Origin of the sequence: Enterobacillus tribolii, assembly GCF_003363015.1 — a bacterium.
GTDB lineage: Bacteria > Pseudomonadota > Gammaproteobacteria > Enterobacterales > Enterobacteriaceae > Enterobacillus > Enterobacillus tribolii.
This window is the reverse complement of sequence record NZ_QRAP01000008.1, coordinates 88974-101444: the sequence shown is the minus strand read 5'-3', so window position 1 is coordinate 101444 and position 12471 is coordinate 88974. Positions and strand designations below refer to the sequence as shown.

General features: G+C 57.8%; 11 protein-coding genes. 3 read left to right on the top strand and 8 right to left on the bottom strand.

Features of this window, described 5'->3' with window-relative positions:
* Window positions 1–3: 3 nt before the first annotated feature.
* Both C8D90_RS16595 and C8D90_RS16590 read right to left on the bottom strand, forming a co-directional pair.
* Window positions 4–369: a copper-binding protein gene (locus C8D90_RS16595; protein WP_162844416.1), complete on the bottom strand. Its 366-nt coding sequence runs from the start codon at window positions 367–369 to the stop codon at window positions 4–6.
* An 82-nt stretch (window positions 370–451) separates the two neighbouring features.
* Complete coding sequence (locus C8D90_RS16590; RefSeq protein WP_115459585.1) at window positions 452–880, bottom strand: hypothetical protein; 429 nt, start codon at window positions 878–880, stop codon at window positions 452–454.
* 198 nt (window positions 881–1078) lie between these two features.
* On the opposite strand from C8D90_RS16590, the gene C8D90_RS16585 reads away from it, so the two are divergent.
* From C8D90_RS16585 to C8D90_RS16575, 3 genes are all read left to right on the top strand, one after another.
* Entirely contained in the window at window positions 1079–1813 is a 735-nt protein-coding gene (locus tag C8D90_RS16585; RefSeq protein WP_115459584.1) for a MurR/RpiR family transcriptional regulator, read from the top strand.
* A gap of 172 nt (window positions 1814–1985) precedes the next feature.
* Complete coding sequence (locus C8D90_RS16580; RefSeq protein ID WP_115459583.1) at window positions 1986–3968, top strand: beta-glucoside-specific PTS transporter subunit IIABC; 1983 nt, start codon at window positions 1986–1988, stop codon at window positions 3966–3968.
* Window positions 3969–3978: 10 nt separating this feature from the next.
* Window positions 3979–5415 (top strand): 6-phospho-beta-glucosidase, encoded by a 1437-nt coding sequence (locus tag C8D90_RS16575; protein ID WP_115459582.1) that lies wholly within the window; start codon window positions 3979–3981, stop codon window positions 5413–5415.
* 67 nt (window positions 5416–5482) lie between these two features.
* Here the strand turns inward: C8D90_RS16575 and galM are convergent, their stop codons facing one another.
* The 6 genes from galM to modE all read right to left on the bottom strand — a co-directional run bounded on the left by galM (window position 5483) and on the right by modE (window position 12349).
* Complete coding sequence (gene galM / locus C8D90_RS16570; protein WP_115459581.1) at window positions 5483–6538, bottom strand: galactose-1-epimerase; 1056 nt, start codon at window positions 6536–6538, stop codon at window positions 5483–5485.
* A complete protein-coding gene (galK, locus tag C8D90_RS16565) occupies window positions 6532–7680 on the bottom strand; it encodes a galactokinase (protein WP_115459580.1) in 1149 nt (382 codons plus the stop codon). The genes galM and galK overlap by 7 nt, the downstream gene beginning before the upstream one ends.
* Window positions 7680–8729 (bottom strand): galactose-1-phosphate uridylyltransferase, encoded by a 1050-nt coding sequence (gene galT / locus C8D90_RS16560; RefSeq protein WP_115459579.1) that lies wholly within the window; start codon window positions 8727–8729, stop codon window positions 7680–7682. The genes galK and galT overlap by 1 nt, the downstream gene beginning before the upstream one ends.
* Window positions 8730–8745: 16 nt before the next feature.
* A complete protein-coding gene (galE, locus tag C8D90_RS16555) occupies window positions 8746–9762 on the bottom strand; it encodes a UDP-glucose 4-epimerase GalE (protein ID WP_115459578.1) in 1017 nt (338 codons plus the stop codon).
* Between the two features lie 232 nt (window positions 9763–9994).
* Window positions 9995–11461: a molybdate ABC transporter ATP-binding protein ModF gene (gene modF / locus C8D90_RS16550; RefSeq protein WP_115459577.1), complete on the bottom strand. Its 1467-nt coding sequence runs from the start codon at window positions 11459–11461 to the stop codon at window positions 9995–9997.
* A 96-nt stretch (window positions 11462–11557) separates the two neighbouring features.
* Window positions 11558–12349, bottom strand: coding sequence for a molybdenum-dependent transcriptional regulator (gene modE / locus C8D90_RS16545; RefSeq protein WP_115459576.1), 792 nt, complete (start codon window positions 12347–12349; stop codon window positions 11558–11560).
* Window positions 12350–12471 lie beyond the last annotated feature (122 nt).

Genomic DNA, 12471 nt, shown 5'->3' with positions numbered 1-12471 from the left:
GGTTTATTGCGCTGCGGGGCTGATTTGCGTCAGTTCGTAGCCGTCTTCGGTCTGGCGGAAGCTGAACGTCACCTTGCTGCCGTCCGGCAGTGCCTGAATATCGCCGTTTTCCGGCAGGCTGAACGACATGGTCATCACCGGCCAGTTAAGCGCGGCGACCGGATCATGCGTGATGGAAACGTCGGTTTTCCCCCAGCGTTTGAGGGTGCCGGTGGCGTGATACACCGTTTCGGCGGCGGACTGCATGGTGCTGTCGTGCTGCATGTGGTGACCGCTGTGGTCGGCAGCCTGCGCCGGCAGTGAGAGAACCAACGCGCAGCCGAAAGCGGCAGGGAAGAGGGTACGGCGGATAAATGCGAATGTCGTCATGATGTTACTCCGAAAAAATGAAAAACAAGATTGCGCGGCACCCGTCATGGGGCGCAGCGGTTAGCTGGTTTTACGTTCGGAGTTACTCTCTGAAACGGCAGAAACGGATTTCAGCCGGTGGCGCCGTAGGAGGGGGGGGTGACCAGGCGGGTTTACCCGGAAGTGAGTCATCGCTCAGGTCGGCGATGCGTAATTCCGTGCTGACCAGCGGAACGGCCAGCAGCGGCAGATGATCGGCGGTTTCCTGATGGATGCCGTCCGGCGCGCAGTGCTGTTCACACAGCATTTCCGCCGATTGCATGGCGGAATGGTGGGGCATGTCTGCGCCGGCGTTCCCGTGGCTCATGTGCTGTACGGACGGCATCGGGCCATCGATTTGCATCGCGCAGCGATGCCCGGCAATCGCCATCTGGGCGTTCAGCAGCATCCAGCACGCAACGAGCACGCCGGCCCACACGTTTTTAACGCGCAGACGGTGCAGAAGCTGTCGTGTCAGTGATGCCGGGGCCATAGGTCTTCCGTTACAGATAATGAGCGGCGCTAGTTTAGCGGCGGGAGGATAAAAACCACAAGAGGAAGGGGGGTAAAGTATTGTCAATGCCGTCAGGCGAAGGCGGCTACGGCCTGTTTCCGGGCCGTATTATTCGCCGGCGGAATCTGTTATATTTTCCCAACTGTGACATGACGTTAATATAGCCGGATATGACTTATGTTTAACCATGCTTCAATTGCCAATCTTAATGGCCTGGAAATGATGGTTTATAACTATGTCATCAAAAACCGGGAAAAAGTGATGTACATGACCATCCGCGAGTTGGCGGATGCGGCGCAGGTTTCCACCACCACCGTATTGCGCTTCTGTAAAAAAATGAACTGTGACGGTTATTCTGAATTTCGTATTCGCTTTAAGCTTTATTTAGAGCAGGAAATTCAGCAACCGGCTTATTCCGGCGTCAGTGAAATAGTCAGTTTTTTTAAAAGTATCAATAATAGCGAATTCGATGATCTTATCGATCAGGCGGTCCGGCATATTGCCGGAATGGAACGTATTATTTTTGTTGGCGCAGGAACATCCGGCACATTAGGAAAATATGGCGCGCGTTTTTTTTCTAACGTCGGGAAATTCAGTAACTATATCGACGATCCGTATTATCCGATCAGCAGCGATATGTATAAAAATGCGGTAGCGATCATTCTTTCCGTTTCCGGCGAAACGCCGGAGATCCTGAAGCTTGCCAGCCAGTTCAGCCTGCATCACTGTAAGATTGTCAGCATCACCAGCAACGACGTCTCTTCGCTGGCTAAAATGGCGGACTTCAACCTCTCTTATCATATGGCGCAGACATTAATTCAGGGTGAATATAATGTTACCACCCAGGTTCCCGTGGTTTATATTCTGGAAGTGATTGGTAATAAGTTAGCCCGTTATTGTGGCGAGAAATAAAACACCTTGTTTTTTCTCCGTGACAAATTACGTCCGACCCATCTTTGTTATATCGTGACATCTTTTCCCTTTTTGCTAAGCTGCAATCAGTACAACAACTTTCTCATTATAAACACACGAAACACCGCGGTATAACCGTGATGACCCGTACCCGACAGCGGAGAAAATAATAATGGCGATCGATTATGCTCAATCGGCAAAGGAAATCGTACAGCTAATTGGCGGTGATGATAATGTGATTAATCTCACACATTGCGCAACTCGTCTGCGGTTTATTTTAAAGGATAATTCGAAGGTAAATAAAACAACGTTAAGCCGGGTGAAAGGCGTTATCACCGTACTGGAAGCCGGCGGACAGTTACAGGTGGTGATCGGCAACCACGTGGCGGACGCGTACCGCGAAGTGATGAAGCTGATTCATCTGGACGAAAACGCTACCGCCGGCTCGGTTAACAAAGTGGGCATCTTCAGCCGGTTAATCGACATCATTTCCAGTATTTTCGCGCCTTTTCTCTACCCTCTGGCCGCGTGCGGGGTATTGCAGGGGATCATTTCTTTCCTGGCCGCCATTGAGGTGATGGACCCGGCGAGCGGGGCCTACCGTATTCTGAACTTCGTCTCCTGGACCGGCTTTACCTTCCTGCCGGTGATGGTGGCGTTTACCGCCGCGAAAAAATTCAATGTTAATCCGTTCAGCGCGGTGATTTCCGCCTGTGCGCTGGTTTGCCCGGATTACATGAACATGCTGACGGCGAACAAGATCATCACGGTGAACTCTGCCGATCCGGCCATGCAGGCGCTGATGAAGGAAGCGGTCAACAACCCGGAAATCGCGCAGGTGCTGACCCGCGTCGTCGGTATCCCGCTTAACGCGCCCTCGCTGGATTTCTTCGGCCTGCCGGTGGAATACCTGAGCTATACCGCAGCGGTAATCCCCATCATCCTGATGGTGTGGGTGATGTCGTACGTCCAGCGCTTTTTCGAACGTATTTTACCGATGGTGATACGTAACCTGTTCACCCCGATGTTCTGTATCGCCATCATGGTACCGGCTACGCTGCTGGCGTTCGGCCCGATCGGCAACGCCATTGGCGGCGCTATCGGCGGCGTCTACAGCTACCTTTATCACCTCAGTCCTTCCATTGCCGGCTTCGTGGTCGGGGCGTTCTGGATGCCGCTGGTAACCCTGGGCGTTCACTGGGGGATCACCCCGGTGACGGTCGGCAACTATGCCACTTTGGGCTATGACACCTTTACCGGTTTACAGGCTTCCCCGGTGTTCGCCATGGCGGGCGCGGTGCTGGGTGTTTACCTCAAGGCGAAAAACGATGAAATGAAGCGCGTAGCGCTCTCCGCCGGCGTTACCGGCCTGTTCGGCATTACCGAACCGGCGATTTACGGCGTGGCATTGCGCCTGAAGCGTCCGATGCTGTGCGGCTGTCTGGCTGGCGCCATCGGGGGCTCTATTGCGGGCTGGTTCAACGCCGTTTCCTGGAGTTACTGCCTTCCGGGTATCGCAGTGTTGCCGGTGTTCTTTAAGTCCGGCCACATGACCCAGTTCCTCGGTTTCCTGCTTTCCATCAGCGTGGCGTTCGTACTGGGCGCGGTATTCACCTGGATCGCCGGATTCAAAGAAGATGATGAAGCACAGGACGAAACCAAACTTGCCGCCGGCGATAACCCGGAGGCTTTGAAGAGCGGCGACAGCATCCAGGTGGCAAGCCCGCTCAGCGGCGCAACCGTGGATTTAACCCAGGTGAAGGACGAAGCGTTTTCCAGCGGTCTGCTCGGGCTGGGCATTGCGATTACGCCCAGTGAGGGTATGGTGCGTGCGCCGTTCGCCGGCAGGGTGGAAACGCTGCTGCCTTCCCACCACGCTATCGGGCTGCGCTCCCGTTCAGGCGTCGATCTGCTGATCCACATCGGCCTGGACACGGTGAAACTGGCCGGGCAGGGTTTTACGCCGCATGTGCAAGAAGGGGACGACATTCAGCCGGGGCAACCGTTGATCGGCTTCGACATGGCGTTCCTGGCCGAACAGCAGATTGACCCGACCACGGTGGTGGTGGTGACCAACGCCGATGAGTTTTCCGCCGTAACCACGCAGGGCGCCAACGTCGTCAGCGGCGATGCATTGATTACCGTAACAAAGTGAGATCCGTATTATGAAACAGTGTCAGTTACCCAAAGACTTTCTGTGGGGCGGCGCGGTCGCCGCCCATCAGGTTGAAGGCGGATGGGATCAGGGCGGGAAGGGCGTTAGCATCGCGGATGTTCTGACCGGCGGAGCGCATGGCGTGCCGCGCGTCGTCACCGACGGCGTACGTGACGACGCCTTTTATCCCAACCATGACGCCGTGGCGTTTTACTCTCATTACAAGCAGGACATCGCGCTGTTCGCCGAGATGGGGTTTCGCTGCTTTCGTACCTCTATTGCCTGGTCGCGTATTTTTCCGCTGGGCGATGAGCAGGAGCCGAACGAAGCGGGGCTGCAATTCTATGACGATCTGTTCGATGAGCTGCTGAAGTACGGCATTGAGCCGGTGGTTACCCTGTCGCACTTTGAGATGCCGTGGCATCTGGTGAAAGAGTATGGCGGCTGGAAGAACCGTAAGGTGTTGGATTTCTTTGTGCATTACAGCGACGTGGTGATGCGCCGTTATCGCAATAAAGTGAAATATTGGATGACGTTCAATGAAATCAATAACCAACGTAATTACAAAACGCCGCTGTTCGGGTATTGCTGCTCCGGGGTGGTGTTTCCCGATGAACCGAACCCGGAAGAGTGCATGTACCAGGTGCTGCACCACCAGTTTGTCGCCAGCGCGCAGGCGGTGAAACGCGGGCATGAAATCAATCCGGATTTTCAGATCGGCTGCATGCTGGCCTGCGTGCCGCTCTATCCATACTCCTGTAATCCGGATGACGTAATGTATGCCGAAGAAGCGATGCGTGAGCGCTTCCTGTTCGGTGACGTGCATATGCGCGGCTACTATCCGTCCTATATTCTGCGTGAATGGGAGCGTAAAGGGTTCAACATCGTTATGGAACCGCAGGATGCGCAGATTCTGCGCGAAGGCTGCGCCGATTACATGGGTCTGAGTTATTACATGAGCAATGCGGTGCAGGCAGGCCAGAAAGGCAGCGGCGACGCATTGGCCGGATTTGAAGGCAGCGTGCCGAACCCGTATGTGAAGGCTTCGGAATGGGGATGGCAAATCGATCCCGTAGGACTGCGGTACTCACTGTGCGTGCTGTACGAGCGCTACCAGAAGCCGCTGTTCATTGTGGAAAACGGGTTTGGCGCCATCGATAAGCCGGACGCCGAAGGCGTAGTGCAGGACGATTACCGTATTGAATATCTGAAGGCGCACATTGAGCAGATGAAGAAAGCGGTCACCTATGACGGCGTGGAGCTCATGGGATACACCCCGTGGGGCTGCATCGATTGCGTTTCATTCACGACCGGGCAATACAGTAAGCGCTATGGGTTTATCTATGTGGATAAACACGATGACGGTACCGGGACGATGGCGCGTTCGCGCAAGAAGAGCTTTAACTGGTTTAAAAAGGTTATCGAGAGCAACGGCGCGGTGCTGTAGCGGAAATAAAGAAGGGGCATCCGGATGCCCCTTCACATACATATACGCTTAGCCGGAATACCGGGCGTTAGCTGACGACCTGAAACGCATAGGTGGTGCGGGAACGGTATTTTCCGCCAGCTTTGATGACGCAGTTGGGCTGCGGCCATTCCGGGTGGTTCGGGCTGTCGGGTAAAAACTCGCTTTCCAGCGCCACGCCGGCGTAATTGTCGTATGTCCCACCTTTACGGTCGGGCGTGCCGGCCAAAAAGTTGCCGCTGTAAAGCTGCAGGGCGGGGGCGTCGGTAAACACGTCCATCGTCACTTTTTTATCCGCAGACGTCAGTACCGCCGCCGGATGTTCGCACTGACGGCAGGTGGTGTGCAGCAGGTAAGCATGATCGTAGCCTTTTACCCGCTGTTGGCAGCGATCTTTCAGCAGATCGCGATTCAGCGGCTTGGCCTGACGGAAGTCCATACCGCTCCCTTCAACCGGCGTCAGGTCGGCGCAGGGGATGCCTTCGCTGTCTACCGGCAGGTAACGGTCGGCAAAGAGTTGCAGCGTTTGCGCCAGGGCGTTGGCGGTGGCGCCGTCGCCGTCCAGATTGAAATAGGCATGGTTGGTCAGGTTGATCGGGCAGTCCTTGTCGGTACTTGCCAGATAGCTGATTTCTACCCGGTTATCCTCCGTGAGGCGGTAACACACCTCCGCATCGAGATTGCCGGGGAAGCCCTGATCGCCATCGGCGGAGAACAGGCGATAGGTCACCTGCCCGCCATCATGGGAAACCCGCTGCCAGCGGCGTTTGTCAAACCCCTGCGGGCCGCCGTGCAACTGATGTTCCCCCTGGTTCGGGGCCAGAACCACCGGCTTTTCATCCCGGAGGTAGTGGGCGTGGGCGATGCGGTTTGCGTAACGCCCCACGGTCGCGCCCAGATAAGCGCCCTGCTGCGGATAATCCGCCGCCGTGGCGCAGCCCAGCAGTACTTCGCGCCGGGCGCCGTTGCCGAGCGCCACCTGGCAGGAAACCCAGGTTGCGCCCCAGTCCATCAGAGTCAGTTCTGTTCCGGCGGCGTTGCGCAGTTGGGTCAGTTGAAAGGGCTGGCCGTCCGGCGCTGTGCCGGAGGCAAAGTGGTTCAGCATGGTCCCGCTCCTTGTGATGCCTGGCAAACGTAAAAGGTTTCTTTCAGGCCGGTTTGCGCCGGGTATTCACGGGCGACGACGGAACGTACTTCGTCGACCAGATCCGCCGGCATCAGCGCCACGATACAGCCGCCGAAGCCGCCGCCGGTCATGCGTACGCCGCCGCGCTCGCCGATAACGCCTTTTACAATATCCACCAGAGTATCGATCGGTTTCACGGTGATCTCGAAGTCATCCCGCATGGAAATGTGAGACTGCTCCATAAGTTGTCCCATCAGGCGCAAATCGCCGGCGGCTAATGCGTCCGCGGCGGCCACGGTACGATCGTTTTCGCTGATGATGTGGCGCGCCCGGCGGGCCGCTGTGTCGTCCAGGCCGGGGTTACGCGCCAGGAACTGCGCCATGGTGACATCGCGCAGCGCCTTCACCTCAAAGAAGCGGGCGGCTTCTTCGCACTGTTTGCGGCGGGTGTTGTACTCGCTGTCGACCAGGCCGCGCTTCACGTTAGAGTTGATGATCACCACCGCCACATTCTCCGGCAGGGAGACGGAGCGGGTTTGCAGCGAGCGGCAGTCGATCAGCAGGGCATGGGAGGCTTCGCCCAGGGCGGAGATCAGTTGATCCATGATGCCGCAGTTACAGCCGACGAACTTGTTTTCCGCTTCCTGGCCGTTCAGGGCCAGCGCCACGCCGTCCAGCGGCAGGTCATAAAGCGTTTTAAGCGCCTGCCCGACCACCACTTCCAGCGAGGCGGAAGAGCTGAGGCCGGCCCCCTGCGGAACGTTGCCGCTGATCACCATGTCCGCGCCGCCGAAGTTGGGATCGCGGGTCTGCAAATATTTCACCACGCCGCGTACGTAGTTGCTCCACATCAGATCCGGGTTGGACGCGATGGGCGCATCCAGGGAAAACGTGTCCTGCTGGTTGTCATAGTCGGCGGCGAGCACGCGTATTTTGCGATCGTCGCGGCGGGCGCAGCTGATGACGGTTTGGTAGTCGATCGCGCAGGGCAGCACGAAGCCGTCGTTGTAGTCGGTATGTTCGCCGATCAGGTTAACCCGGCCGGGCGCCTGGACGGTTAATGCCGGAGCATAGCCAAAATAGCGGGTAAAAATATCCTGGGTGTGCTGTTTCAGATTCATCATTTTGCTCCGGTTTCACGATAATGAACGTCACTGACGGAACGCAGACGTTCTGCGGCCTGCTCCGCGGTTAAATCACGCTGGGTTTCCGCCAGCATTTCGTAACCCACCATAAATTTGCGCACCGTGGCGGAACGCAACAACGGCGGATAAAAATGCGCATGCAACTGCCAGTGCATCGGTTCGGTCTGATGGAACGGCGCGCCGTGCCAGCCCATGGAGTAGGGGAAGGAGCACTGGAACAGGTTGTCGTAACGGCTGGTCAGCTTTTTCAGCGCCAGCGCCAGATCGGCGCGCTGGGCTGCGGTGATGTCCGGCAGGCGCAGCAGATGCGCTTTAGGCAGCAGCAGGGTTTCAAACGGCCAGGACGCCCAGTAAGGCACCACCGCCAGCCAGTGCTCCGTTTCCACCACGGTGCGCGCGCCGTCGTTCATCTCTTTTTTGACGTAATCCAGCAGCATCGGTGAGTGGTGCTGATGGAAGTACGCCAACTGCAGGCGATCTTCGCGCGCCGCTTCATTGGGCAGGAAGCTGTTGGCCCAAATCTGGCCGTGCGGGTGGGGGTTGGAACACCCCATCGCCGCGCCTTTGTTTTCAAATACCTGTACCCACGGATATTCTTTGCCTAACTCGGCGCTCTGTTCCTGCCAGGTGCGGATCACCTGCTCCAGGGCGGGCAGTGAAAGCTGGGGCAACGTTTTGCTGTGATCGGGAGAAAAACAGATGACCCGGCTGGTGCCGCGCGCGCTTTGGCAGCGCATCAGCGGATCGTCGCTCTCCAGTGCCTCAGGGGTGTCTGGCATCAGGGCGGCGAAGTCGTTGGTGAATACGAAGGTGCCCTGATAATCCGGGTTTTTGTCGCCGGTCACTCGCACGTTGCCCGGACATAAAAAGCAGTCCGGATCGTGCGTGGGCAGGTTTTGCTGCGCCGGCGCTTCCTGCTGCCCCTGCCAGGGGCGCTTGGCGCGGTGCGGGGAAACCAGAACCCATTGATCGGTTAACGGATTATAACGGCGGTGAGGATGATCCACCGGGTCAAATGTTGTCATGAAAAAATACTCCTGATTAGTCCGGGTAGCCCTGCGGGTTATTCGACTGCCAGTTCCAGGTGTCGCGGGCCATATCGTCCAGAGAGCGGGTTACGCGCCAGTTGAGTTCTTTATCGGCTTTATTCGCGTCGGCCCAGTAGGCCGGCAGGTCGCCGTCGCGGCGCGGCGCGAAGTGATAGTTCACCGGCTTGCCGCAGGCCTTGCTGAAGGCGTCGACCACCTGCAATACGCTGTAGCCCACGCCCGCGCCCAGGTTGTAGATGTGCACGCCGGGCTGGTCGCTTTTGGCTTTCAGCGCCGCCAGGTGGCCGTCGGCGAGATCGACGACGTGGATGTAGTCACGTACGCCGGTGCCGTCCGCAGTGGGGTAATCGTTGCCGAAAATCGCCAGGGAATCGCGGCGGCCAACGGCAACCTGCGAAATGTAGGGCATCAGGTTATTGGGAATGCCCTGCGGATCTTCGCCCATCAGTCCTGACGGATGCGCGCCGACCGGGTTGAAATAACGCAGCAGGGTGACGCTCCATTGCGGATCGGCGCGTTGCAGGTCCTGCATGATCTGCTCAACCATCAGCTTGCTGCGGCCGTAAGGGCTGGCCGGCGTGCCGGTGGGGAAGCTTTCCACATAGGGGATCTGCGGTTGATCGCCGTATACGGTGGCGGAGGAACTGAAAATCATGTTTTTCACGCCGGCGGCGCGCATGGCTTCCAGCAACACCAGGGTGCCGTTAACGTTATTGTCGTAATACTCCAGCGGCTTGTTGACGGATTCGCCCACCGCTTTCAGGCCGGCGAAGTGAATGACGGCGTGGATGTTTTGTTCGGAGAAGATGCGATCCAGCAACTGACGATCGCGGATGTCTCCCTGATACATCACCGGCTGTTTGCCGGCCAGGGTGGTGATGCGTTCCAGTACGCTGGCCTTGCTGTTGCACAGATTATCGAGAATGACCGGGGTATATCCCGCCAGCATTAACTGTACGCAAGTATGGCTTCCGATGTAACCGCTTCCACCTGTTACCAGTACAAACATAAACGAACTCCTCGCTCTCTTTTGTGACGATGACGATAGCATGCCGCCGGGTGTAAAAAGGTGATCTAACACCAATAAATGAAATCGTTTACACAACGGTGAAACATGTGACTGTTGACATTATACGGCGATTGGTACGTGTCAGGAAGCGTGGCGGGGGATGGAAAGAAGAAACAAAGTGGTAGCGTTTACACGGCTTCCCGGCTGTGTCAGCCGGGAAGAGGACGCGGGTTTACAGCCGCTCTTGCAGATAGCGGTACCGTTCGCCGTCGGGGATGAAGCTGAGCCGGTGCGTGATGCATGCCGGTGCGTCTTCCGCATGGTGGGAAACGAAAAGCAGTTGAGTATCCCCTTCGGCAATCAAAATATCAACCCAGCGCCGGACTAACTGGCGGTTGAGCGGGTCCAGCCCTTGCAGCGGTTCGTCGAGAATCAGCAGGGCGGGATGCTTCACCAGCGCGCGGGCGATCAACGCCAGGCGTTGCTGACCCCATGACAGCCCGTGAAAAGGCTGATCGGCCAGCGCTTCCATGCCTAATAACGCCAGCCATTGACGGGTCAGTTTTTCCTGCCGGTCGGAGGTCGCCTGGTAGATGCCGATGGAGTCCAGGAATCCGGACAGTATCACGCTGCGCAGGGTGCCGCTGACGCGGTATTCCAGATGCAGGCTGCCGCTGACGTAGCCGATATGCTTCTTGATGTCCCAGACGGTCTCACCGCTGCCGCGCCGGCGGCCAAACAGCGTCAGATCGTTGCTGTACCCCTGTGGGTGATCGCCGGTAATCAGGCTGAGCAGGGTGGATTTTCCCGCGCCGTTCTGCCCGACGATCTGCCAGTGTTCGCCGGGGTTTACCTGCCAGTTCAGGCTGTGCAGGATCGGGCGGTCGTTGTAGCTGACGACGCCGTTGCGCAGGATGATGCGCGGCTGGTCCGCAGGCAACTGCGGCGTGCGGGCCGGGTCTTCGGTTTCAGGCAGGCGCATGCCCTGCAAGCGCTCGCTGTGCGCCAGTTGGGCGACCAAAGCCTGGGACAGAATGGCCGCACGCGCGCCGGTTTCAACCAGCTCGCATTCGGCCAGCACGCCGACGTGATCGACGAAATCGGGAATTTCATCAAAACGGTTGAGCACCAGTACCAGCGTAATGCCCTGCGCCGACAGGGTTTGCAGCATGCCGGCCAACTGGGCGCGGGAGGCGACGTCCAGCCCGTCGAACGGCTCATCCAGCACCAGAAAGCGCGGGTTGGTCATCAGCGCGCGGCACAGCAGGGTTTTGCGGGTTTCACCTGTCGAGAGGTACTTGAAACGCCGCGTCAGCAACGCTTCGATGCCGAACAAGCGCGCCAGCGTAAGGCAGCGCGCGTCGTCATGCACCTCTTCCTGAATGATCTGGGCGGTGGTGCGGCCCGTGTCGTCTTCGTCAGGGCCGAGCAGGTCGGTGTTGTTACGCTGCCACTCTTCATTAACCAGCGTTTGCAACTGCTCGAAGGACAGACGCACGCGGGAGGCGAAATCATTGCGGTACTCGCCGTTAAGCTGCGTCAGTTCTTCGGTAAGCGCACGGGCCAGCGCCGATTTGCCGCTGCCGTTCGCGCCGACGAAAGCCCAGCTTTCTCCCTGATTAATCTGCAGTTCGGGCAAAAACAGCGTGCGGATGTCGCTCAGGCGGAAGCGCCCCTGACGGATATGTAAACTGGACATAGGTTCCCTGTGGATCGAAAACGGACGGATTATCAGGAATAAGCGCAACGGGGGGGATTGTCAATGCGCCGGACGACGCATTGACGCGCTGGCCGCTCAGGCGAGCGTGGCGAGTATCACGCGGTCGGCGTTGAACTGGGCGGTAACGGTGTCGCCGGGCTTGAGCGCTAGCCGGGCGAGTTCGTCATTATTCACCGTTGAACACAGCGTTTCTCCGCTGGGCAGGCCGACCAGCACTTCGCTGCGATCCGGCCCGGAGTGAATATGGCTGACGACGCCGCCCAGGCGATTATCCGCAGCGCCCGCCAGCGTGGCGTCTTTAATGATTTTGATCCAGGGCGCCTTGATCAGCACCAGCACTTCCTTACTCGGCTTCAGGTCGAGACGGGAAACGCTTTGTTCGGTGATCGCCGCCTGTAAATGGGTTTTGCCGTCGGCCAGCAGAATGTCGACATGTTGCTGAACCTGGCGGTGATCCAGGCTGGTGACGGTGCCGAAAAATTGGTTGCGCGCGCTGGTTTGCAGCGAAAAGCGGGCGATGGCGGCCAGCAGGCTGTCGAGCGGCAGATCGTCCTGCTTCAGCACGTCGAAGGCTTTTTGCTGAATTTGCCCCAGCAGATCATACAGGGCAATCAGGCGTTCGCCGTAGCGCGTCAGCACCGCGCCGCCGCCGCCTTTACCGCCGGTGGCGCGATCGACCAGGGTTTCATCCGCCAACTGATTCATCTCGTTGATGGCGTCCCAGGCGCTTTTGTAGCTGATACCGGCCTGTTTGGCCCCCTGACTGATAGAGCCGGTGTGGCGGATTTGCTTAAGCAACTCGATGCGGCGGGGATCGGCAAACAGCTTCTGTTGAAGTTTGAGCGTCAGTAAAATTTCAGCCTGCATAACATGGTTCCGGTTCAGCGCAACAAGCGGATATTCTCGCTGATTTACCCATTAACAGGCAAATCGCACGTTTAGCCAGTTATATTTACACAAGGGTGCTTAAAATTCTCACCCCGATTCGG

What these genes read in the sequence shown, in the direction of transcription:
- C8D90_RS16585 (WP_115459584.1), top strand. Translation starts at nt 1,079, where the DNA reads ATGTTTAACCATGCTTCAATTGCCAATCTTAATGGCCTGGAAATGATG.
- C8D90_RS16575 (WP_115459582.1), top strand. Translation starts at nt 3,979, where the DNA reads ATGAAACAGTGTCAGTTACCCAAAGACTTTCTGTGGGGCGGCGCGGTC.
- galK (WP_115459580.1), bottom strand. Translation starts at nt 7,680, where the DNA reads ATGAATCTGAAACAGCACACCCAGGATATTTTTACCCGCTATTTTGGC.
- galT (WP_115459579.1), bottom strand. Translation starts at nt 8,729, where the DNA reads ATGACAACATTTGACCCGGTGGATCATCCTCACCGCCGTTATAATCCG.
- galM (WP_115459581.1), bottom strand. Translation starts at nt 6,538, where the DNA reads ATGCTGAACCACTTTGCCTCCGGCACAGCGCCGGACGGCCAGCCCTTT.
- galE (WP_115459578.1), bottom strand. Translation starts at nt 9,762, where the DNA reads ATGTTTGTACTGGTAACAGGTGGAAGCGGTTACATCGGAAGCCATACT.
- C8D90_RS16580 (WP_115459583.1), top strand. Translation starts at nt 1,986, where the DNA reads ATGGCGATCGATTATGCTCAATCGGCAAAGGAAATCGTACAGCTAATT.
- C8D90_RS16590 (WP_115459585.1), bottom strand. Translation starts at nt 880, where the DNA reads ATGGCCCCGGCATCACTGACACGACAGCTTCTGCACCGTCTGCGCGTT.
- C8D90_RS16595 (WP_162844416.1), bottom strand. Translation starts at nt 369, where the DNA reads ATGACGACATTCGCATTTATCCGCCGTACCCTCTTCCCTGCCGCTTTC.
- modF (WP_115459577.1), bottom strand. Translation starts at nt 11,461, where the DNA reads ATGTCCAGTTTACATATCCGTCAGGGGCGCTTCCGCCTGAGCGACATC.
- modE (WP_115459576.1), bottom strand. Translation starts at nt 12,349, where the DNA reads ATGCAGGCTGAAATTTTACTGACGCTCAAACTTCAACAGAAGCTGTTT.